General features: G+C 40.6%; 21 protein-coding genes and 3 pseudogenes. 13 read left to right on the plus strand and 11 right to left on the minus strand.

Annotated elements, in window-relative coordinates; translation table 11 throughout:
- The first annotated feature begins 13 nt into the window (after positions 1–13).
- Both VY86_RS01935 and VY86_RS01940 read left to right on the plus strand, forming a co-directional pair.
- A complete protein-coding gene (locus VY86_RS01935) occupies positions 14–691 on the plus strand; it encodes a hypothetical protein (RefSeq protein ID WP_193386961.1) in 678 nt (225 codons plus the stop codon).
- A 75-nt stretch (positions 692–766) separates the two neighbouring features.
- Positions 767–1,423: a geranylgeranylglyceryl/heptaprenylglyceryl phosphate synthase gene (locus VY86_RS01940; protein WP_238591552.1), complete on the plus strand. Its 657-nt coding sequence runs from the start codon at positions 767–769 to the stop codon at positions 1,421–1,423.
- A gap of 78 nt (positions 1,424–1,501) precedes the next feature.
- On the opposite strand, the pseudogene VY86_RS01945 reads toward VY86_RS01940, so the two are convergent.
- Positions 1,502–2,131: pseudogene (locus VY86_RS01945) on the minus strand (IS630-like element ISPlu19 family transposase); the annotation flags it as partial.
- A gap of 70 nt (positions 2,132–2,201) precedes the next feature.
- Between VY86_RS01945 and VY86_RS01950 the strand changes: the two are divergent.
- Positions 2,202–3,206: an IS110 family RNA-guided transposase gene (locus tag VY86_RS01950; RefSeq protein ID WP_046973728.1), complete on the plus strand. Its 1,005-nt coding sequence runs from the start codon at positions 2,202–2,204 to the stop codon at positions 3,204–3,206.
- Positions 3,207–3,476: 270 nt separating this feature from the next.
- Here VY86_RS01950 and VY86_RS01955 read toward each other — a convergent pair.
- A pseudogene (locus VY86_RS01955) lies at positions 3,477–3,869 on the minus strand (helix-turn-helix domain-containing protein); the annotation flags it as partial.
- 77 nt (positions 3,870–3,946) lie between these two features.
- Between VY86_RS01955 and VY86_RS01960 the strand changes: the two are divergent.
- The 5 genes and pseudogenes from VY86_RS01960 (at position 3,947) to VY86_RS01985 (ending at position 7,800) form a co-directional block, all read left to right on the plus strand.
- Positions 3,947–4,273, plus strand: a complete 327-nt coding sequence (locus tag VY86_RS01960; RefSeq protein WP_238591554.1) for a bactofilin family protein — start codon at positions 3,947–3,949, stop codon at positions 4,271–4,273.
- Positions 4,274–4,487: 214 nt separating this feature from the next.
- Positions 4,488–5,021: a GNAT family N-acetyltransferase gene (locus tag VY86_RS01965; RefSeq protein WP_046976660.1), complete on the plus strand. Its 534-nt coding sequence runs from the start codon at positions 4,488–4,490 to the stop codon at positions 5,019–5,021.
- An 82-nt stretch (positions 5,022–5,103) separates the two neighbouring features.
- The gene (locus tag VY86_RS01970) at positions 5,104–5,586 is read left to right on the plus strand and encodes a YhfG family protein (RefSeq protein WP_046976661.1); all 483 of its coding nucleotides are present in this window, start codon (positions 5,104–5,106) and stop codon (positions 5,584–5,586) included.
- A gap of 7 nt (positions 5,587–5,593) precedes the next feature.
- Positions 5,594–6,281, plus strand: a pseudogene (locus VY86_RS26385) (Fic/DOC family protein).
- A 1,105-nt stretch (positions 6,282–7,386) separates the two neighbouring features.
- Entirely contained in the window at positions 7,387–7,800 is a 414-nt protein-coding gene (locus tag VY86_RS01985) for a hypothetical protein (RefSeq protein ID WP_046973729.1), read from the plus strand.
- On the opposite strand, the gene VY86_RS01990 is transcribed toward VY86_RS01985, so the two are convergent.
- Positions 7,793–8,917: an ISAs1 family transposase gene (locus VY86_RS01990; protein ID WP_046973730.1), complete on the minus strand. Its 1,125-nt coding sequence runs from the start codon at positions 8,915–8,917 to the stop codon at positions 7,793–7,795. The genes VY86_RS01985 and VY86_RS01990 overlap by 8 nt on opposite strands.
- 591 nt (positions 8,918–9,508) lie before the next feature.
- Between VY86_RS01990 and VY86_RS01995 the strand changes: the two genes are divergently transcribed.
- The 4 genes from VY86_RS01995 (at position 9,509) to VY86_RS02010 (ending at position 13,311) form a co-directional block, all read left to right on the plus strand.
- Entirely contained in the window at positions 9,509–10,336 is an 828-nt protein-coding gene (locus VY86_RS01995) for a gp53-like domain-containing protein (RefSeq protein WP_046973731.1), read from the plus strand.
- A gap of 54 nt (positions 10,337–10,390) precedes the next feature.
- Positions 10,391–10,825, plus strand: coding sequence for a tail fiber assembly protein (locus VY86_RS02000; RefSeq protein WP_046973732.1), 435 nt, complete (start codon positions 10,391–10,393; stop codon positions 10,823–10,825).
- Between the two features lie 399 nt (positions 10,826–11,224).
- Positions 11,225–12,055 carry a phage tail protein gene (locus tag VY86_RS25575; RefSeq protein ID WP_238591559.1) on the plus strand — a complete coding sequence of 277 codons (831 nt, stop codon included), beginning with the start codon at positions 11,225–11,227 and terminating at the stop codon, positions 12,053–12,055.
- 158 nt (positions 12,056–12,213) lie between these two features.
- Entirely contained in the window at positions 12,214–13,311 is a 1,098-nt protein-coding gene (locus VY86_RS02010; RefSeq protein ID WP_046973727.1) for an ISAs1-like element ISPlu18 family transposase, read from the plus strand.
- 380 nt (positions 13,312–13,691) lie between these two features.
- Here VY86_RS02010 and VY86_RS02015 read toward each other — a convergent pair whose 3' ends face one another.
- Positions 13,692–14,723 carry an IS630 family transposase gene (locus tag VY86_RS02015; RefSeq protein WP_046976665.1) on the minus strand — a complete coding sequence of 344 codons (1,032 nt, stop codon included), beginning with the start codon at positions 14,721–14,723 and terminating at the stop codon, positions 13,692–13,694.
- A gap of 145 nt (positions 14,724–14,868) precedes the next feature.
- Between VY86_RS02015 and VY86_RS02020 the strand changes: the two genes are divergently transcribed.
- A complete protein-coding gene (locus tag VY86_RS02020; protein ID WP_031280498.1) occupies positions 14,869–15,129 on the plus strand; it encodes a YfhL family 4Fe-4S dicluster ferredoxin in 261 nt (86 codons plus the stop codon).
- A gap of 2 nt (positions 15,130–15,131) precedes the next feature.
- Here the strand turns inward: VY86_RS02020 and acpS are convergent, their stop codons facing one another.
- From acpS to lepA, 7 genes are all read right to left on the minus strand, one after another.
- The gene (acpS, locus tag VY86_RS02025) at positions 15,132–15,512 is read right to left on the minus strand and encodes a holo-ACP synthase (protein WP_046973733.1); all 381 of its coding nucleotides are present in this window, start codon (positions 15,510–15,512) and stop codon (positions 15,132–15,134) included.
- Positions 15,512–16,243 carry a pyridoxine 5'-phosphate synthase gene (gene pdxJ / locus VY86_RS02030; RefSeq protein ID WP_046973734.1) on the minus strand — a complete coding sequence of 244 codons (732 nt, stop codon included), beginning with the start codon at positions 16,241–16,243 and terminating at the stop codon, positions 15,512–15,514. The genes acpS and pdxJ overlap by 1 nt, the downstream gene beginning before the upstream one ends.
- 69 nt (positions 16,244–16,312) lie before the next feature.
- Entirely contained in the window at positions 16,313–17,038 is a 726-nt protein-coding gene (gene recO / locus VY86_RS02035; RefSeq protein ID WP_046973735.1) for a DNA repair protein RecO, read from the minus strand.
- 10 nt (positions 17,039–17,048) lie between these two features.
- A complete protein-coding gene (gene era, locus VY86_RS02040; RefSeq protein ID WP_046973736.1) occupies positions 17,049–17,957 on the minus strand; it encodes a GTPase Era in 909 nt (302 codons plus the stop codon).
- Entirely contained in the window at positions 17,954–18,634 is a 681-nt protein-coding gene (rnc, locus tag VY86_RS02045) for a ribonuclease III (RefSeq protein ID WP_046973737.1), read from the minus strand. The genes era and rnc overlap by 4 nt, the downstream gene beginning before the upstream one ends.
- A gap of 177 nt (positions 18,635–18,811) precedes the next feature.
- Positions 18,812–19,792, minus strand: a complete 981-nt coding sequence (gene lepB / locus VY86_RS02050; RefSeq protein ID WP_046973738.1) for a signal peptidase I — start codon at positions 19,790–19,792, stop codon at positions 18,812–18,814.
- A gap of 20 nt (positions 19,793–19,812) precedes the next feature.
- Entirely contained in the window at positions 19,813–21,609 is a 1,797-nt protein-coding gene (gene lepA, locus VY86_RS02055) for a translation elongation factor 4 (RefSeq protein ID WP_046976666.1), read from the minus strand.
- Between the last annotated feature and the right edge of the window lie 108 nt (positions 21,610–21,717).

Below are 21,717 nucleotides of genomic sequence, written 5' to 3' on the forward strand. Positions count from 1 at the left end.
GTTGGATGGATGGATGGATGATGATGTTATTCTATCTGATGATGCATTTTTACACCTGTATGAAGATCTTCGCCGCAGAAGGTTTATAGGGAGTTCTGGTGCATTGAAATGCCCGACACCGAAAAAATATCCTACTTCAAAATTTTTGAATTTTGCCAAAAATAAAATGTCTACAAAGAAAACAAAATATCCACATGGCTGTTGTATGATGGTAGGTGTCTCATCAATAAAAAACTTGATTCCTGCCAGATATATTTGTGATGATGGTTTTTTCTTTTTTGAATTATTAGACATGAAATTAGAAAACCCTCAAAATAATATGAGGATCGTGGAAGAGTCTATATGTCAACATTATGTTGGAGGGAATGTTAAAGATACATATTTTCGCATACGTAGACCCATTATTAGCACTGTAGTCTATTGTGCTGATTACCAATTGGATAAGTGCTTGTATTATTTGAAAGAAGTTCAGTTCAATGGGTTGTTCCCCGCCATGTTTATCAATGTACCTATTAAAGATAAAATTATAAAAAGTATACTTAAATTTATATTCTTAATATGGCATGTAATCATATTGATTGAGTTGTTTTTTAGAAGATTTTCAGGCAATCCGTTAAGAGAAATAGCATGGTCTGCATATTCTTGGGAAAAAACTGAAAGTTTGAAAGAAAAAAAATCTTTATTTGATTAATAAAATTGTTTTGTCAAACTAGGTCATTAAATTAATAACGTCAAAATAGGGTTTACTATGGATATTTAAAAATATATGTCTTCATGTAGAAAGTCAATAATCCCTATCCTCGATCCATTTAAGTTTAATTATGAAATAAATATAAATAGATTATTAACCTTTCAAAAATATGCTCCTTTTTGTATAATAGCTAGTACGGATTGTGAAAACTTTGAGATGAAAGTATCTCCCTTTATAGCTGCCACATCGAAGATTAAAACCATCCCTATCATAACGCATTTTCCTCCTCAGAAACCAAACGGATTTCCTTCATCACCTCACGCAGATGCATTTTTTGCCACATCAGTGATAAATTCCAATGTGGAATACTATAGCTCTTTATCATTAGAGAGAGAGTCCATCAAGCAGAGTATTGAAAAGTATGGTGACAACTGTTTAATCAGTTCTGCTGCTCTTGTTCTAGGTAATGATAAAAAGTCTCAAAAATTTGTTTATTCAAAAACTGTAGATCATTCAACAGAAAGTATTGCTAGAGCATTGGAAGGTATAGATTTCAATTTATTGAAGGTTTTTTACCTTTACTCAAGAAACAGAGTTATTTCTAATGAAATATGCAGTTTTGTAAAATCTATTGTTGGAGATAATACACTGTTGTTTGTTAGTGGAGGAATATCAAACACTGAGCAGGTAAATAACCTGTTATATTCTGGCGCTGATTTTGTTTCAATTTGAACTACATTTGAAGAAGTCAATTGGAATAACAACGCTATAAACATATTAAATAAAGAAAGAATATATACCCAAGAAACTTCAAGATGCAGTTTTTAGCACCTGAAAATGGTCGTTAATCCTAGACATCAGCGAATCCGCTATATCCGGTAGCGTTGTGGTGAAAAATTTGAAGACGTTGTCTCGAAATTCATGTTTATCCGCGAAATAACGGTTATTTCGAACATGTTCATTCATGACCTTCCATAATCGCTCTATCGGGTTTAAATTTGGACTATAGGGAGGAAGGTAATGTAACTCAATATTGCTAACATAAGCCCACTCCTTCACAAGATGAGCTTTGTTGTAACCTGCCCCATCCACAATAAGATGAATTTTTTGATGATAGTCAGGATAAGACTTTCTTATTTCATTGAAAAAACAGCAAATGTTGTAGTCATTGAGGGTCTGATATTCCTGGAACACGGTACGACCAATGGCATTCAGGTTGAGTGCGCCCAATATATTCAGGCGAGTTCGGCTTCCTGTTGTTTTGACTGTTTTTTTCTCGCCTTTCCGCATCCAGCCATAACCGAGTTTGGTACCTTGAGTCGGGTGAACAGCGTCAAGAAAAAGGATGGGTTCGTCTTTCGCTGTGACTTTAAGATTCTCATCATATTCAATAAATTGTCGCTGTTTTTCTGCGTCGAATTTATGAGGGACGCCACAAGGTTAATGAGATGGTCACCCCCACCCTGTGAGAGGTACGCTAGCAGGGTATTTTATTTTAGAGGGAACCATCATGCAAAACGTTACGCTTATTGGTATCGATCTCGGTAAACATTCCTTCCATGTCCACTGTCAGGACAGGCAGGGTAACGCCCTGCTGCGTAAGAAGTTTTCCCGCACTCAGCTTATTAATTTTCTCGGTTCCTGCAAGGCTGCAACCGTAGTGATGGAGTCCTGCGGTGGGGCGCACTTTATGGCTCGCCGGATCGCTGATTTAGGCCATGAGGCAAAGCTGATTTCTCCGCAGTTCGTCCGTCCTTTTGTTAAGAGTAACAAGAACGATTTTGTCGATGCTGAAGCTATCTGCGAGGCAGCTTCCCGGCCCTCCATGCGCTTTGTGCCCCCCCGCACAGAAGACCAACAGGCGATGGCCGCCCTCCATCGCGTCAGAGACTCACTGATACGGCAACGCGTTAAAACCACCAATCAGATGCACGCTTTTTTGCTGGAGTTCGGCGTCAGTCTGCCGCGCGGTATTGCCGTGATACGACGTCTGGCCGCTGTGCTGGAAGAAAATGACTTTCCGCCTTATCTGGCAAGGGTTCTGAGCAGACTCCACAGTCATTATGTTTACCTCAGCGGAGAAATTGAGGAAGTCGATAAGGAACTGAAAACGCATCTGGCGGAAGATGAAACCGCGCAACGCCTGCTGACCATTCCTGGTGTTGGGCCGGTAACGGCGAGTCTGTTAGCCATGCGGCTGGGGGACGGTAAAAACTATGCCAGCAGCCGTGACTTTGCGGCTTCAACAGGGCTGGTTCCCCGCCAGTACAGCACGGGTGGAAAAACGACACTGATGGGCATCAGCAAGCGGGGTGATAAAAATCTGAGGCAGCTGCTGGTACAGTGTGCCAGGGTCTTTATGCAGCGGCTGGAGCATAATCCAGGGCGTCTGGCAGAGTGGGTGAACAGGCAGCTTGCCCGCCATCACTCGAACGTTGTGGCGTGCGCGCTGGCGAATAAACTGGCACGAATAGCCTGGGCCGTTACGGCACATCAGACGGTGTTCATTAAATAAAAGAGCCAACGAAAAACTGCGTTAGCTCAGTAAGTTAAGCAGTTACCATCTGGTTTTGCGACGACAGATAATTGATGACATGAACGGCATATCGGCCTGCTGATGAACCTGATATAAAAAATGGCTCTCTGAAGCCGACCGGTTTTTAAGGTTCGGCAGGCACGGAACTCATCGTGGCGCGGGCATGACTGCTCACCAGACGCCGAATAGATTTACGCAAGCCCACCATACATCAAAATTTGTGTTGCAAAAACGGGGGTGACCATAGATTTTATAAGAAAAACCCTGACGGTGTAGCCATTTATTCATGCCTGGAATGCTAAAGGTAATATTCCAGAGCTGAGCAACATAGGCCACGATTTCATGGGTGTGATGGAAAAGATGTTGAGATAAGTGGTTGATTAAAAAATCAGTTTGTTCTTGAGAAAGTAAACTATCAGACCCCCCATTATCAGATTGAAGTTTCCCCTGATTGAGGTAATCACCGATATGGCGGTCAACGGTGGTCTGATGGAGTCGCAATGCCTGGGCTATCATCACAGAACTCCACCCTTCAGAAGTCAGAAGGATGGCTTTTATTCTGTCTCGTACTTGACCATCACGAGTGGTGTCGTGAAGACGTTCAAGTTTGATTTTTTGTTCTGATGTAATAAATATTTTCATAGCGAGGATAATGATCTCCATTTCGGATAAAATCAAGCATCTTCAATGATTACGGGTATATACAGATCTGGGGTAAAGTGATTGGGAATATCCGGGTGAAAGAGGGAGCAATCCGTATTATGCATGCCGGGCGGGTTGAAGGTGAACTTAATGCTCCAGAAATCATAATTGACGGTGATGTTGAAGGGACTTGTTGTGCAGCAACATTGGATATTCTTGAACATGGTGAACTGCGTGGTGTCAGTCGCTGTGGCAGTATGTCTATCAAGCGTGGTGGTTTATTCTTTGGGCAATCAGAACAGATTGAAAATAAAGCAACATTAGCATCTGAACGTGTTGTACCAATAAAAGATACCAATAATGATAAATCCAAAGATAAGGCTACGGTAAAAACAAGTGCCTGATAAACCAGGCCCGTGTGATGTGTGATTTCGATGGTTTCCGGCACGGGCCACCCTTTTTGATTTTTAAATTACGTTGTTTTATTCCTCTTTAGTTTTATTCACTATAGCAATTTATCTGTTTAATTGTTTTAATTATCCTGGTTGAAGTATGTGCTTTTCGCACATATAGGTATTTTGCTTGGCTGCTGATATAGCTGATATTAAGAAAAATATGATGATGACACTGGAAACAGAGAGATTAATAATGCGCGCCTGGAAAGAGGAAGATAGGGGGCCATTCTTTCATTTGAATAGCAACGCAGAAGTTATGGAATACTTTCCTGCCACTTTGACGGTTGAACAAAGCAATACAATGGTGGATAGAATTATCCAGAGATTTGAACAACAGGATGGTTGGGGATTATGGGCTGTAGAGCTGAAAGAAACGGGGGATTTTATTGGTTTTGTCGGTTTGAATATTCCTGTAGCAGAATTGCCATTTTCACCTTGTACTGAAATTGGGTGGCGTCTTGATAAACCATTTTGGGGTAAAGGTTATGCCAGTGAAGCTGCATGCAAGGCATTGAATTTTGCTTTCACTGAATTAAAACTTGAGGAGGTAGTTGCATTTACGACAGTTTCTAATTTGCGATCTCAAAAAGTTATGGAGAGGCTTGGAATGGTGAAAGATGAAAATATTTTCTTGCACCCTTTATTACCGGATGGGCACCCGCTTCATGAGCATGTGCTTTACAGAATTCGCCAGTAATAATTCTATATTCTCTTTTCTGGTTTTAGTGACCTTGGTGTTTTATACTACTGTTGCATATATATGTATTTTGGGAATTCAAATGAAATATGAATTAGCTGTTATGGCAGCTCTGGCTAAATTAGAACATCCCAACACGCGTTCAATTGTGGAAGCGACAGGGATATCTGAGCGTAAAGTGCAACAGGTTTTGCAAATATTACAACAAGACTTAGAGGTAAAGATTAACCGCATTAGAAACGGCAAGGTCAGCTATTTTGAAGTTATTTCTTGGGGAATATTTGAAAGCGGTCAAGCGATTAACTATAAACTGAGTGATTTAGATCTGGCTAAGTTTAAATATTCCCGTCAGCAAGAGAAAGATATCAGAAACCAAAAGAATAAAAAAACAATAATGACAACTTATAATGAAAAAAAACATTATTTCGATCGAATAAAACTAAAAAACTACAGAGATAGTATGCGCCTTGAAGGAATGAGTGTTGTTATGAGCAACCTGCCTGCAACTAAAGAAGAGCAAGAAAATCTGAGAAAGAAATTAATTAGAAAATACAGTGAACAGTGAGGAGATTATGGTAGATAAATATGGAACGGGACAAGATCCCTACACATACTTAGGCACAGATATTCTCATCAATAAATTAGGCATTCGCGACTCAGCCATTTTGGAGCAGGCAGAGAAGGAACTGACTGAGCTTGCTATATTGAATATTTCATTTTGGGAGCCGCCTTACAATTTGGCTTTTTGGTGTCAACTTCATAAACAAATATTTTCTGACTTGTATGATTGGGCTGGCCAATTGAGAACCATTGATAAATAAGATTCCAAAATAGCGCTACATCTTATACTACTCATAATTCTATATATAACAATGGGTTGAAGAAGGCCATGTGTAGCAAAATTATGAAATGTTATTTATATCAAAAGGTAATACCCGTTTCTGTCATGCTGAACATATTGAAATAGAAGGAAATAAAATATTCGACATATTAGAGAGTGAAAATTATCTTGTAGGGTTGAATTATTCAGAATTTATCAAAAAACTTGCTGAATATTATGCAGAATTAAATGTGATTCATCCTTTCAGAGAAGGAAATGGGCGAACCCAACGCCTGTTATTTGAATATATAGTTATAAACTGTGGATATAATATTTCCTTTGAGTCTGTGGATGCTAAACAATGGATTGAGGCTAATGTTTCTGCTTATCAATGTAATTATAAGCCATTAATGAAAATTTTCGGAAATTGTGTCTCTTAAATTATACAAAATGGAGATGATACAGTAGTTAATAATTTTCCGATATCCTGTTATCTAAGATCTTTAGCTACTTTAACTGTTATTTATAGGCAGAAAAATAGTTTTAATTGTGAATTTATATTAGATATCAGAGAATAGATATTATAAATGGATTTTTTCATCTGAGATAATTCGTTGTGGGTTATTTATCTGTGCTGTTATTAATATAATTTAGCCCGACAAGTTTGGGAATTAATTCGCCCATTTAAGTTGAATTAATTTTATTTAGAGTGAGATGATAGTTAAACTAACTAAATCCCTCTGTATTTTTCCTGGCATTTTTTGATAATATTTTCTGTTGTTTTTGGTCAGATTGGCATATATCTTGCCGTAAAGTGATAAGAAAAAATTATCCTTATCACTTTGTTTACTAAATATCTTATTGTTAATTGAATTAAAGACAAATTGTTACCAAAAAAGGACTAAGGAGAATTACCGGTGCACATACTTTAGCACATTTACTCAGAGAATGTTCGGCTTGAAAACATATATTTGCAGATGCAAAGTTAGGTGTGAAAGAAGTAATACTTAATACTAAAAGACAGGCTGATAACTTTTTCATGGTTGGTACCTCATCAGGTGTTGATTGGAGTCATATAATTTATCCTAGTTACTAATTATCGTTCAATAATTAATATTTAGTTAATTTTACGCTATTATTTTTGCTGTCTTGTTGAAAATCTGTTGAACTTACCAAGTTTTCAATTTATTTTCTTACTAAATCAAATATATATTGTTGAGCCAGAGATATTTCTATGTACTCAAATTATTGGTCTATACAATCTACAGATCCAAATTATTTTAGTGAGTGAAAGAATAATTCACATAAAAAATCAATCTGACATTTTTATTCACTTATAGGAATAGTTGTTAATAATTAAGAATAAGTGCAGATTGGCTATTATAACATTATATTTAGTAACGTTATGTTTTATATGGTTTTGATTGTATAATGATATATCGGTCTCCACTTATAATCCCTAAAATAATAATGGAAATTTGTCATTTATATCATTACATCCATGATAAAGATATCACTCTAATAAACCCAAGATAGGAGATAAAAATGAAAAAAAGCTTATCTTATATTGCCTTAATGGCTGGGTTGATTGCCACGCCAGTTATAGCAGAGAAGCTTCCTGAGAAAGGTGAGGTTGCTGCATTACAGTCTAATTCATGTGCGCAAGGTTACATTTCCCAAATCTATGTAACAGGTGCAACAGGAAGTTGGGGTATTCAAGTGGCCCCAGAAACTTATCCAAGTAAGACGACACATTTTGTATCTGATGATTTAGTCACTGTAGATAAAGACGCAGGAAAGGCTTTGTTTTCTCTTGCATTAACCGCGTTTAAAACACAAAAACGGGTTAATATTATTAACCTCAATGAGGTGATTAAAGATTGTACTCTACCGAATTCAGAATTCAATCATATTGTTGTATTTAGGTACAGGGCTAACGCATCAAAGCTCATTATATAAACAAACTCAAGGATTCGAATAAATAATCATCATTTAAACAACAGAGCCTGCGTTTATTTTCCATGCTTAACTTACGGGATTTATTCTGTTTCAGCATATTCAAAATCCATTTTCTGAGTACAGCTAAATTTTCACCGGCAAATCCTATCCGGGCCTGGAGTTTATCCTCTCGAAACGCAACATCAAGTGACCAGTGTAAATGATTCTCCACCGACCAGTGAGAGCGTGTTGCTTGCAAGGCTTTCTCCGCATTCATTGGCTGGCTACTGATATAAAATCGGACAAAATCATGCCCACGTCCTTTTTCTGTCCGTTCAGATTGGACTGCTATTATCGTCTTTGCTTTCCATTTCTGACAAATGGGCATCTGCTCACCAACAGGGAATTGCCAGCATCGGCGATGTTCCTGGCGACCATGCTGATTATCAAATTGTTCGTAGAAAGAGGGGCCGGCAAGATCTTTTGGCGTATTCGCCCAAAAAGCGTGAAATTGCGCGCTGACTTCAGCGGCCAGTGTCGGCTGATTATCTTTGACTGCCAGCAAATAATCCGCGGATTTTTCCAGAATAATCTCGGCGATTTTTGTTTGCGTTCCCGCAGCATCAATGCTCACAAGACATCCTTCCAGCGCCAATAATTGGAGAAGTTCAGGAATGGCTTTTATTTCATTGGATTTTTTCTCCACTTTTTGTTGCCCAAGGCAGAGTCCCAGTTCAGTTGACCAGACATTGACGGTATGGATACGATTAGCTCCCCGACCTTTTGCTGTTGCCCTTAACGCCTTACCGTCAACCGCCAGTTGCCCTGAAAGACCTTCCTTTTTCAAAATATGATCCACCCATTCCTGAAACAATGATTGCAGGGTACTGGCTGGCATAATGGCAAAAATCCGGTTAAAAGTGTCATGTGAGGGAACCCCATTTGCCAGGGTTAACCAACGCTTAAACCATTTTTCGCGTTCCTGAGCAAAGAGCGCAATTTCGGACCAGGTATCAAAACCACACATCATGGCACAAAGTGCCATAAAAATGACCTCAGATAGCACATGAGAACATTTTGCTTGTTGACGTGGGTCAGGTAAGGCTTCGAGGTAGTCAAACAGGGCTTTCTGAGTCATAAATAAGGCCATTATTACGGGAAGTTGTGGATAAATAACGGTAAACAGATAAGATTGCAACAAGAATAAAGCGTGGCTTATTTTGTACGGTTAATTCGTCATCTTATGGATAAAAAATGATCATGCGTTAGCCCTGTATTTAGGTAAAACCGAATGATTCTTTTAAGGCGATGGGGTTACGACGGTAATCTGATAGTAATATATTGAATTGCGATTGGTTAATAAAAACTACACAGCTTCGCATAATGAATATATCTAACCCAAGAAAATAATTTAAAGAAATAATCAACCTTATTAACAACAATATAATTTCAGGCATAAAACCATTCTTCAATATGAATATTTCGACATGGAAATTATTGAAGATAATTTGTAGAAGGAAAGTAATGATGGGTACATTTTCGATCACAAAATGCTGAACTATTTATCACTATTAACCATATATAAATAATTAATCTCTTAAGCTATAATAGAACTCTACCATTCTTTTTTTGGGCTAGACTCTATTATTGAAATTAATTACGATAAATTATTGTGGCATAATTCAATATGTTAATTAAAAAAGAACATTATTTTATTTAAGGAATGTATATGAGTCCAAAAAATGATTTTAAAGCTTTTTCTACTAGTAATAATGCTAATGTCGTCAGTCAAGAAAGATATGAAGAAAGTCAGAGTTTATATACTGGATTTCCACCAGATAATGTTCCCACCCACTTGTTAAATAAAGCATTACGTCAATCGTCAATCATATCATCTGTTGTGGCTAATTTCATTGCAACACAATCTGGCGAAGATGTCCTTGATGATGGGGATACAGTGAAACTCACCTCCCAACTAAATAGAGCGTTAGCACAAAAAATTACAACTCAAGTTCCCGATGCCTCATTAATACAGAAAGGTATCGTTCAGCTTACAGATGTGATTGGCAATAGTAATACACTCGTTGCAACTCAGAAACTTGTTTCCAATATAAATAATAATGTTAATAATAGACTAGAAAAAGCACAAAATGGCGCAGATATTCCTGATAAAAATGAGTTTGTGAAAAACTTAGGTTTAAAAGAAGCCGCGAAACGAGAAGTGGGAACAGGTATTAATCAAATTCCGGATATGTCGTCTTTCACCGCAAACTTGACTGGTGCTGGTTGGCAAAAATTACCTTCGGGTTTAATTGAAATGTGGGGGTTTGTACTGGCTAATAATTATGGTTCTATCGAGGCTGGGTATTTAAATAATTTTCCAATACCCTTTCCGAACGCATGTTTAAATATTACGTTAACTCATGGTGGTTATAACCCCCAAGACTCCGGAATATGTTCAGTACACGTGGTAAGTCAGAGTCAGTTCCGATGTTATAGAAGTCCTACTAATCATATTCCTCCTGTTGGAGTCTATTTTAGGGCAATAGGATATTAATTAAAAATAATTAATTTACTATGATGATTATTTAATTAAAATTGGCAGAAAATCATGAACGATAAAAACTATGTATTCAGTGCATTAAATAAAGCATTTTATCCACTATCATTACAGCAGGATTACATTAATGCAGGCTCATGGCCAAATGACCCTGTACCTGTAGCTGATGACATATTCAATAAATTTTCGGGAATGCCACCAAAAGCGAAAATACTTTCCTCTGGCGAAGATGGCCTTCCTTGCTGGGAAGATATTCCACCACTAACAACAGAGCAATTGATATCTATAGCGGAAATCCAAAGAGCGCAATTTCTATCTCTTGCAAATGAAAAAATAACGCCGCTTTCTGATGCCGTAGAACTTGATATAGCAACAGATGAAGAGGCACTACTGCTTAAAGAATGGAAAAAATACCGAGTAATGCTTAACCGAGTTGATACCTCAAAAGCACCGGAAATAGACTGGCCCATTTCACCATCATTGTAACTAATAAAAGACCGGGATCAGGATAGCGCCCGGTCTTTATCACTCTATTCATTCTGGTATTTTAGCTATGCAATATCAAGAATCATTGAAATATCAACCCAATCCAGTAATATCATATACTTTTTCCCGGAAAATAATGACTAATTATTATTCCTCCTGCTCACCCTGACAGGCTTTTATGGTTTAAATATATTTTCACCATCCTATTTATCAATATCAGATTATTTGATTGAAAAATTCAACCAATTATCATCAACTACACATAAATAGTTAATCGCCTAAGTTATAAAAGTATTTCATTATTATTCTCCCGAACTAGACTATGAATTTCTGAAAGTTATCTTTATAACAATTCAATATGTTAATTATGGAATACACTATTTAATTTGAGGAAAAAACATGAGTCCAAAAAATGATTTTAAGGCTTTTTCTATTAGTAACAATGCTAATGTTGTGAGCCAAGAAAAATATGAAGAGAACGAGAGTTTAAATACTGGATTTCCACCAGAGAGTATTACTACTCATGTATTAAACAAAGCATTACGTCAGTCATCAACCATATCATCTGTAGTCGCTAACTTTATCGCAACACAATCTGGCAATGATGTTCTCGATGATGGTAATATAGACAAACTCACCGCCCAATTAAATAAAGCGTTGGAACAAAAAACTACAACAAAAGTTCCCGATGCCTCATTAACACAGAAAGGTATTATTCAGCTTACAGATGTGGTTGGCAATAGTAATACACTCGTTGCAACTCAGAAACTTGTTTCCGATGTAAATGATAATGCTAACAGCAGATTGGCCAAAAACCAAAATGGTGCAGATATTCTCAATAAAAATGAGTTTGTGAAAAATCTCGGTTTATTGGAATTATTATTAGTAGGTACTCCTCTGTTTACACAAGGGGATAATTTTATAACTCTTAAAATTCCATTTTTGAGCGGATTAGAGAGAAAATATATCTTATTCCAATCTGTATATGCAAAGGCTCCAAATTTAGCTAACGAGGGGAAATTCACTATCACATACCCAATTGCATACTCTTATGAACCTCATGCTATACTTTCAAGTATGGGTGGATTTATCGGTGGCGCTAAATATGGTGAAGGAGCTGATATATTAAAAATCAATAAAGAAAACCTAGTAATAATATCACATTGGATGTCTCGCGATATAACCTTTCCGCCTGTACGCATATTTGTAGTAGGGGTATCAGATAATTAACTTTCAACACTCATAGTTGTTATCTATCTCCAGGGTGAGATCTCACATTTTTAATAAGGTTATTTTGGTTAAATAAAAATCAGAATATGACTTTTTATAGGCATTTCTCTCATTAAAACGTTAAGATCTCTCTCTTCCATAAAAAAGCGATCCTAATAATGAGTATTTTTAATTTTATCAGCAAGATAGAAGACCCCCGTTCTGACATCAATAAAAAACATGAGCTAATGGATGTGATTTTTTTAGCCTTCTCCGCTGTATTATGCGGCGCTTCTGGCTGGAAATCGATTCAGGAATTTGGGGAGTTACAGAGCGAGTGGCTTAAACAATACACGCATTTTACTCACGGTATTCCCCGTCGTCACTGTATTGCTAATATTATCAAAATGATAGAGCAAGATGCACTGGTTGAAGCCTTTTATGCCTGGATCAACCAGCGTCGGGTCAGGGCAGGAAAAAGTCTTATCGCCATTGATGGAAAAACCCTGAGAGGAACCTGTAAGGGGACATTATTTGAAGCCCTGCATGTGGTCAGTGCTTATGATGTTGAATCCGGTGTAGCCCTATACCATCAGGCAGCCGAAAGCAAAGGTCAGGAAGGTCCGGTTGCCAGACAATTGATTGAATTACTGGCGCTTGATGGCGCGATTGTCACTATGGATGCCCTGCATTGCCAGAAAGAAACCCTTGCGTTAATTACTCAGCGCGGCGGTGATTTTATTGTCGGTCTCAAAGGCAATCAAAAGACCCTCCATGAATGGGTCAAATCGTATTTTGCTTCGCATTATGAGAGTGATGAGCTTGTTGACTTTACGCAGAAAAATAGCGGTCATGGACGGACAGAATTTCGGCATGTCATGCAAATTCGTGCCGTATTGCCGGAGGTCCTTCGGCGGCAATGGCCTTCAATACAAAGTGTTATTGAAGTAGTCAGTGAACGAAGCGTAAAAGGTCAGCCTCCCCATCGTGATTCACGCTGGTATGTCAGCTCGCTACCGTTGGAGGCGGAAATCGTGGCTAAGGCAATAAGAAGGCACTGGTCGGTGGAAAACGAGCTGCATTGGGTATTAGATGTCACTTTTCGAGAAGATGCTATCTCACTCAAAGATCCTGATGGGGCTGCACAAATGGCGCTTTTTAACCGAATTGCATTAAATGTGATTAAACAGAATACCAGTATAAAAGACAGTCAGGCGGCTAAACGTCGAAGAGCCATTTGGTCAGGGGAATTCCGTAGTCAACTTATCTTTGATTAAATTAAATACAAAGTGGAATCCCGCCCTGTATCTATCTCAGACTTTAGAATTATCTTGATAAAGAATGGGAATTTTATTAGTCAATTCCGCCATTATCGTAATTAACAAAGAGACCGGGATTAGGATAATGCCCGGTCTTAATTATTTTATTATTGCTAATACTACAACCGTAAATATTCTGTTACAATCCGAACTATTCTCCCCCACGACTTGTTAGCCCATGAGATATTAGTGACCTTACACAGAAATATTCCTTATACAACTAACTGAATAATAAAGCTCACACATAAAGGTTTTCTAAGATAGAAAAAATTTCATGTGTTGTGGTTTTATGTTGCCAGACTTGGTTTTTCAATGTAATTTATGCTGTATATACCCGCTTAACTTGAAGATGCAGTATTCATAACCTGGAAGTTGTCATTAATACGGCACGACAGGTTCCCGGCCAGTTCCGGTAATATTTCCGTAAAAAAGCGATGTATTGCCTGCTTGAACAAGGTCGTCGAGGCGAAATAATGGTTATTCCTGACTTGTTCATTCATCACCTTCCACAGCCTTTCTATCGGGTTCAGATTCGGGCTGTACGGTGGCAGGTAATGAAGCTCAATATTCATCACATAAGCCCAGTCTTTCACCAGCCTGCTTCGGTGGTAACCAGCTCCGTCAAGGATAATATGAACCTTCTGACTGACCGGATAGGTTTCACGCAGAGCAATGAAAAACTCTGCGATGTGATAACTGTCGATACGGTCATACTCGCGTACTACCGTTTTACTAATATCAGCCAGATTAAGGGCCCCCATCAGGTTCAGACGGGTACGGCTTCCCGTGGTTTTCACCGCGGTTTTCTGGCCTTTTCGCATCCAGCCATAAGCCAGTTTCGTCCCCTGCGTGGGATGGACGCCATCAATGAACAGGATGGGCTCATGGTCTCCGGCTTCCTGCTTGAGTTTCCCGTAGGTTTCTATAAAGGCCCGCTGCTGTTCCGCGTTGAACTTGTGTGGCACGCCGGTCGGCTTTTTATAACTGAATCCCTTGTGGTGCAGCCATTTATTCATGCCGGGAACGGTGTAACGGATATCCCACGCTTCTTTGACAAGGCGGATAACCGCCTGTGTGGTGGGCAGAAGATTTGCGGTCAGATAGGCGATAAGTTCCTGAGTCTGTGTTTCGCTGAGATGGCTCTGAGAGCCGCCATTTTCGGGCTTGATTTTACGGTGATTAAGGTAATCGCTGATATGACGATGAACGGTCGTTTCATGAAGACGCAGGGCCTGAGCGATCATGACAGAACTCCAGCCCTCAGAGGCCAGGAGGACCGCTTTGATGCGATCACACTCTCTCTTATCACGGCAGGTGTGATGGAGATGTTCAAGTTCGGCTTTTTGTTCATCGGTAATGAATATTTTCATGACAGATACCATGAACCTCATTTGGGCGAAAATCAAGCAGTTTCAATGATTACGGGTATAGAAATATAAGAAGTGTGTAATTATAAGGAATAATAACCGTCAATAACACACTGATTTAAAATAAAAAATAAGTTAACCTATTAAAATGTCGTTATTAATCAAAAAGAGCTGTATCAATTGCGATATGTGCGAACCCGAATGTCCCAATCAGGCTATATCAATGGGCGATGAAATTTATGAAATTGATTCTAACCGTTGCACTGAATGCATCGGTCATTATGATGCTCCTACTTGCCAGTCAGTCTGTCCGATAAATAATACGATTATTACCGATCCAGACCGTCAGGAAACAGAAGAACAATTGTGGGATAAATTTGTGCTATTGCATCATGCCGATAAAATCTGAAATTAACTTTCCAGAATGACTGTCGCGCAGGCGTAACGACGCTCATCAGCCAATGTGACATGCAAAGAGGTTGCCCCCAGTTTCTGTGCTAATTCTGCGGCTGCACCATAGAGCCGCAAAATGGGTTTTCCCAAATCATCGTTAAGCACTTCAAACTGGTTAAACGCCAACCCATTACGAATACCGGTTCCCAACGCTTTTGCCGCAGCTTCTTTTACCGCAAAACGTTTAGCCAGAAAACGAACCGGTTTTTCATGTTGCTGATATTGCTGCCATTCTGATGCACTGAGAATGCGTTTTGCCAGACGCTCACCTGAGCGTCCGACAACACCCTCAATACGGGCAATTTCAACAATATCTGTACCTAATCCAAGAATAGCCATTAACGGCGAGCTTTCCGTATCTCAGTTTTCATATCTGCCACAGCAGTAGCCAAGCCGCTGAATACCGCACGCCCGATTATTGCATGACCAATATTCAGTTCATAAATTTCCGGCAGAGCAGCAATACGCTGTACGTTATGATACGTTAGCCCATGACCCGCATTAACTTTCAGCCCTTTGCTAGCAGCATAAGTAGCGGCTTCTTTAATACGCTGGAACTCTTTTTCCTGTTCTATTTCACCTTCTGCATCAGCATAAGCACCTGTGTGAATCTCAATAAACGGTGCACCAACTTCACTAGCAGCATCAATTTGCTGGTGATCCGCATCGATAAATAGCGAAACAAGAATACCCGCGTCAGATAAACGCTTAATCGCTTCAACCACTTTATCTTTCTGACCAATAACATCTAAACCCCCTTCTGTTGTTACTTCCCGACGTTTTTCAGGCACCAGACAGCAAAATTTAGGTTTAAAGTGACAGGCGATATCCAGCATTTCATCTGTCACGGCCATTTCAAGATTCATCCGGGTCTGGATAGTTTCATTCAGCAGTTCAACATCCCGCTCAGTAATATGACGGCGATCTTCACGTAAATGAATAGTAATACCATCCGCACCCGCCTGCTCGGCAATAAAAGCAGCCTGAATAGGGTCCGGATAAACTGTGCCACGGGCATTGCGCACTGTCGCAATGTGATCGATGTTAATACCTAACAATACCTCAGCCATATTTATCTCCTGTAGTCATATTGAATAGTAACAAGTTTACACTTTCCATTATGAAGAGAAACAAATTCATTAGTTTTCTTTCTCTTCAAGCTTTTTACATACAAACTGCCGAAATAACTCACGACTTTTCAGAGGCTTGCCACCAAGATAAGGTTTTAAAGCCATGCGGGTGAAACGCTTTGCTGCTTTTAATGTCACCGAATCAGGAAATTCACGGGTGGCCAGTGATTTTAATTCACGCCCGGTAAAACTGTAATGATCAACAACCAGACTGGCGATAAATCCTTTTTCTTCTCTATAACGGTAGGTCATCGTATCGTCCACAGGTTCGCCACTTCCTGCACAATGAAGATAGTCAACGCCATAACCAAGATTTGCCAGCAACGCCAGCTCAAACCGGCGCAATGCATGTTCCGGTGTATATTCACTGGCAGCAAGAATCTGCAAACACTGGAGATAATCAAAGAATAAAGCAGGATAAGCCGTTCCCTGTTCAAGCACTCTTGACAACAATTCATTGATATATAAACCGCTGTATAACACGCTGCCGGTAAGGGGAAGGGCGAGAGAGATAGGATCGGCATCACGCAGCGTTTTAATTGCCCCGCGCCCACTCCAACGAACCAGTAACGGGGTAAATGGCTGCAAGCAGCCTTTAAGATTGGAACGACGGCTGCGTGCACCTTTTGCCAATACACTGATCCGTCCTTCATTTTCAGTAAACAGATCCAGTAACAGACTGGTTTCACTGTAAGGACGCCCATGAAGAACAAAAACACGCTGCCAACCGTCCATAGGTGAGCCCTTATTTCAAATCATCGACGTAACCCAGGCTACGCAGTGCCCGCTCGTCATCAGCCCAACCCGCTTTAACTTTAACCCACAGTTCCAAATGAACTTTAACATCAAACAATCTTTCCATGTCCTGACGGGCTTCAATACCAATAGTTTTAATTTTACTGCCTTTATTACCGATAACCATTTTCTTCTGGCCTTCACGCTCAACCAGAATTAAACCGTGGATCTTGTAATCACCGCGCTCATTCACCACGAACTGCTCAATTTCAACCGTGACAGAATAGGGCAATTCATCACCGAGAAAACGCATGAGTTTTTCACGGATAATTTCAGACGCCATAAAACGCTGGGAGCGATCCGTAATATAATCTTCCGGAAAATGGTGAGTTGCTTTCGGCATATGTCCGCGCACAATTTTTGCGATCGTATCTACGTTCATGCCTTTTTCAGCACTCATCGGTACAACATCAAGGAAGTTCATCTGTTTGCTGAGGAAACCAATATGTGGCAACAGGGTGGCTTTATCAGTCACGTTATCCACTTTATTGATAGCCAGTAAAACCGGACAATGCAAGCTACGCAGTTTATTCACGACCATTTCGTCATCGGAAGTCCAGTGAGTCCCTTCAACAACAAAAATAACCAGCTCCACATCACCGATAGAACTACTGGCCGCACGGTTCATCAACCGGTTAATCGCCCGTTTCTCTTCAATATGCAATCCTGGAGTATCGACATAAATGGTCTGATAAGCACCCTCGGTGTGAATGCCGATAATACGGTGACGGGTAGTCTGCGGTTTGCGGGAAGTGATAGATACTTTCTGACCTAAAAGCTGATTCAGCAATGTGGATTTACCCACATTAGGCCGTCCGACTATTGCAACAAATCCGCAATAGGTTTCTTGTTTGCTCATTCAAGCTCCAGTTGTTTTAATGCTTGCTCAGCCGCCGCCTGCTCCGCTTTGCGGCGGCTAGAGCCTGTTCCTTTAACCGGCTGTTCGATACCACTCACTTGACAGTGAATAGTAAATTCCTGGTCATGGGCTTCACCACGAACCATAACAACCAGATATGATGGCAGGGGCAGGTGATGCCCTTGCAGGTATTCCTGTAAACGGGTTTTCGGGTCTTTCTGTTTGTCACCAGGGCTGATTTCATTCAGGCGGGTTTCGTACCAGCTCAAAATAATTCTTTCAATGGTCTGAATATCGCTATCAAGGAAAATAGCACCAATCAGTGCTTCAACCGTATCAGCCAGTATAGATTCACGACGGAAGCCGCCGCTTTTCAATTCACCCGGCCCCAAACGTAGACATTCACCTAATTCAAATTCCCTTGCCAATTCAGCCAAAGTATTACCACGCACCAATGTGGCGCGCATCCGGCTCATATCCCCCTCATCTACACGAGGAAAGAGATGATACAGTGCATTGGCAATGACAAAGCTCAGAATTGAGTCACCAAGAAATTCCAGCCGCTCGTTATGTTTACTGCTGGCACTACGATGGGTTAACGCTTGTACCAGCAGATCATGCTGATCAAAAGTGTACCCCAGCTTACGCTGCAATCTGTTAATTACGATGGGATTCATGTGCTACCAAATATAGGTCAGAATTCGTCAAATAAAAACGCACACGCAACAGACCTGTTACAGGAAGTTCTGGCAAAACTGTTGCGTTTGCACTGGCCCCTAAAGGGAGCCAGTTATTAAGTTTGAAAGGATATTCTACACTGTGAGTAAAATTAATGCTTCGCTAATATAGAAATATTAATTAATTCCACCAATGCGGCTAAAGCGAACTCCGGTAGGCCATTCCCCTTCCTGTTTCTCAAAACTCATCCAAATCGCTGAAGCACGGCCAACCAGATTTTTCTCAGGAACAAAGCCCCACTCACGGCTATCCGCGCTATTATCACGGTTATCACCCATCATAAAATAGTGGCCTTCGGGTACAATCCACACTCCCTCTGGCAACCCAGGCTGACGGAAATTAGGCATCGGCAGTAAACCCGGAATCTCCAGAATATGGTGTGTCGCCGTTCCTAAATTCTCAATCCGCTCACCTTGCCGCCGGCTGTAAGGTGGTAACGTTTCTTCAACCGGTATTTGGAAAACACCTACCTTTTTCAGGCTTTCACCCTTGGAATTAACGCCATACTGCTGCATTGTCCACTCACTTGGGAACAGTGAACCATAAGAAACCGGTAACTCTTCCTTACAATTCTCTGTTTTGCTACAACCAGAGAAAACACGCAGCTCTTTCTTTACCGGATCATAAATAATTTTATCGCCCGGTAAGCCAATTACCCGTTTGATATAGTCAAAACTTGGATCCAACGGATATTTAAATACTGCGATATCACCACGTTTTGGTTCACCGGTCTTAATCAATGTTGTTTGCGTGATGGGATCTTTCAATCCGTATGCATACTTCTCTACCAGAATGAAATCACCAATCAATAAAGTTGGCATCATAGAACCCGATGGGATCTGAAATGGCTCATAAACAAAAGAGCGCAGGATCAGAACCACGGCTAACACAGGGAAAATAGATGCACAAGTATCCACCCATGTTGGCTTGTTAATAGTCTCAGCCAGATGCTCCTGATCCATTGTACCTTCAGTCAGCTCCTGCAATCTGATAAGTTTTTTCTTACGCGCTGGGGCCCATTTGAAACGATCAATACACCAAATAATGCCGGTGACTAACGTTGCCAGCGTTAGGATCAGGGCAAAAGTGTTAGCCATTTAGACTCCTTACAAGCTTATTAATGGTCTTTACCAACATGAAGAATAGCTAAGAAAGCTTCTTGTGGTAACTCAACGTTACCCACTTGTTTCATGCGTTTCTTACCTTCTTTCTGTTTCTGCAATAGCTTTTTCTTACGGCTGACGTCACCACCATAACACTTCGCTAAGACGTTTTTACGTAATTGCTTCACTGTTGAGCGAGCAATAATGTGATTACCAATCGCAGCCTGAATGGCGATATCAAACTGCTGACGAGGAATGAGCTCCTTCATCTTCTCTACCAGTTCTCGGCCACGGTACTGCGCATTGTTACGGTGAGTAATTAACGCTAATGCGTCAACCCGCTCACCATTAATCAACACATCCACACGAACCATATCAGATGCCTGGAAGCGAGTGAAATTATAATCCAATGAAGCATAACCGCGGGATGTGGATTTCAATCGGTCGAAGAAGTCCAAAACCACTTCAGCCATCGGTATTTCGTAAGTCAGTGCAACCTGTTTACCGTGGTAAACCATGTTAGTTTGCACCCCACGTTTCTCAATACACAACGTAATGACATTTCCCAAATATTCCTGGGGCAACAACATATGACACTCGGCAATCGGCTCACGTAACTCTTCAATATTATTCAGTGGCGGCAGTTTAGATGGGCTGTCCACATAGAGAATATCATGGCTGGTCGTTTCCACTTCATAAACAACCGTTGGCGCAGTGGTAATGAGGTCAAGATCATATTCACGTTCCAGACGTTCCTGAATGATCTCCATATGCAGCAGACCAAGGAAACCACAACGGAAACCAAAACCCAGCGCGGTCGAGCTTTCCGGTTCATAGAACAAAGATGCGTCATTCAGACTCAGCTTACCCAATGCGTCACGGAATCCCTCATAATCATCAGAGCTGATAGGGAACAGCCCGGCATAAACCTGTGGCTTAACTTTCTTAAATCCCGGGAGTGGTTTTTCCGCTGGTTGCCGGGCCAGCGTCAATGTATCCCCCACAGGTGCACCAAGAATGTCTTTAATCGCACACACCAGCCAACCCACTTCACCACAGCCCAGTATATCGCGGTCAACACGCTTAGGTGTGAAAATCCCAAGACGATCAGCGTTATACACCTGACCGGTGCTCATCACTTTGATTTTGTCACCCTTACGCAGGGTACCGTTTTTAATCCGAACCAGAGAGACAACACCAAGGTAGTTATCAAACCATGAGTCGATAATAAGTGCCTGTAATGGCGCTTCAGAATCACCTTCCGGCGCCGGAATCTCCTTAACTAAACGCTCAATGACATCTTGTACGCCTACACCCGTTTTGGCTGAACAACGCACGGCATCGGTAGCATCAATACCGACGATATCTTCGATTTCTTCCGCCACACGCTCAGGTTCCGCTGCCGGTAAATCGATTTTGTTCAGAACAGGAACAACCTCCAGATCCATATCCAGCGCGGTATAACAGTTAGCCAGCGTCTGGGCTTCCACTCCCTGTCCAGCATCAACCACCAGCAACGCCCCTTCACAGGCAGCCAGAGAGCGAGAAACTTCATAGGAGAAGTCTACGTGCCCCGGGGTGTCGATAAAGTTCAATTGATAGAGTTTGCCATCATCCGCTTTGTAATCCAGAGTGACACTTTGTGCTTTAATGGTGATACCACGCTCACGCTCAAGATCCATAGAATCCAGCACTTGCTCTGCCATTTCACGATCTGTTAAACCACCACAAATTTGAATAATACGGTCAGATAACGTCGACTTACCGTGGTCAATGTGAGCAATAATGGAGAAATTTCGTATTTGCTTCATTATAAATATTTTTCTGCCTTGATATTTCTGAATCATTCGCCTAATGGACACACAGAGGGACATAAAGCGACGGTTTATAGACCGGCCAACGGCCGGAAAGGCTGTATT

This window comes from Photorhabdus thracensis, assembly GCF_001010285.1.
GTDB lineage: Bacteria > Pseudomonadota > Gammaproteobacteria > Enterobacterales > Enterobacteriaceae > Photorhabdus > Photorhabdus temperata.

What these genes read in the sequence shown, in the direction of transcription:
- VY86_RS01935 (WP_193386961.1), top strand. Translation starts at nt 14, where the DNA reads ATGGATGATGATGTTATTCTATCTGATGATGCATTTTTACACCTGTAT.
- VY86_RS01940 (WP_238591552.1), top strand. Translation starts at nt 767, where the DNA reads ATGTCTTCATGTAGAAAGTCAATAATCCCTATCCTCGATCCATTTAAG.
- VY86_RS01950 (WP_046973728.1), top strand. Translation starts at nt 2,202, where the DNA reads ATGCAAAACGTTACGCTTATTGGTATCGATCTCGGTAAACATTCCTTC.
- VY86_RS01965 (WP_046976660.1), top strand. Translation starts at nt 4,488, where the DNA reads ATGATGACACTGGAAACAGAGAGATTAATAATGCGCGCCTGGAAAGAG.
- VY86_RS01970 (WP_046976661.1), top strand. Translation starts at nt 5,104, where the DNA reads ATGAAATATGAATTAGCTGTTATGGCAGCTCTGGCTAAATTAGAACAT.
- VY86_RS01985 (WP_046973729.1), top strand. Translation starts at nt 7,387, where the DNA reads ATGAAAAAAAGCTTATCTTATATTGCCTTAATGGCTGGGTTGATTGCC.
- VY86_RS01990 (WP_046973730.1), bottom strand. Translation starts at nt 8,917, where the DNA reads ATGACTCAGAAAGCCCTGTTTGACTACCTCGAAGCCTTACCTGACCCA.
- VY86_RS01995 (WP_046973731.1), top strand. Translation starts at nt 9,509, where the DNA reads ATGAGTCCAAAAAATGATTTTAAAGCTTTTTCTACTAGTAATAATGCT.
- VY86_RS02000 (WP_046973732.1), top strand. Translation starts at nt 10,391, where the DNA reads ATGAACGATAAAAACTATGTATTCAGTGCATTAAATAAAGCATTTTAT.
- VY86_RS25575 (WP_238591559.1), top strand. Translation starts at nt 11,225, where the DNA reads ATGAGTCCAAAAAATGATTTTAAGGCTTTTTCTATTAGTAACAATGCT.
- VY86_RS02010 (WP_046973727.1), top strand. Translation starts at nt 12,214, where the DNA reads ATGAGTATTTTTAATTTTATCAGCAAGATAGAAGACCCCCGTTCTGAC.
- VY86_RS02015 (WP_046976665.1), bottom strand. Translation starts at nt 14,723, where the DNA reads ATGAAAATATTCATTACCGATGAACAAAAAGCCGAACTTGAACATCTC.
- VY86_RS02020 (WP_031280498.1), top strand. Translation starts at nt 14,869, where the DNA reads ATGTCGTTATTAATCAAAAAGAGCTGTATCAATTGCGATATGTGCGAA.
- acpS (WP_046973733.1), bottom strand. Translation starts at nt 15,512, where the DNA reads ATGGCTATTCTTGGATTAGGTACAGATATTGTTGAAATTGCCCGTATT.
- pdxJ (WP_046973734.1), bottom strand. Translation starts at nt 16,243, where the DNA reads ATGGCTGAGGTATTGTTAGGTATTAACATCGATCACATTGCGACAGTG.
- recO (WP_046973735.1), bottom strand. Translation starts at nt 17,038, where the DNA reads ATGGACGGTTGGCAGCGTGTTTTTGTTCTTCATGGGCGTCCTTACAGT.
- era (WP_046973736.1), bottom strand. Translation starts at nt 17,957, where the DNA reads ATGAGCAAACAAGAAACCTATTGCGGATTTGTTGCAATAGTCGGACGG.
- rnc (WP_046973737.1), bottom strand. Translation starts at nt 18,634, where the DNA reads ATGAATCCCATCGTAATTAACAGATTGCAGCGTAAGCTGGGGTACACT.
- lepB (WP_046973738.1), bottom strand. Translation starts at nt 19,792, where the DNA reads ATGGCTAACACTTTTGCCCTGATCCTAACGCTGGCAACGTTAGTCACC.
- lepA (WP_046976666.1), bottom strand. Translation starts at nt 21,609, where the DNA reads ATGAAGCAAATACGAAATTTCTCCATTATTGCTCACATTGACCACGGT.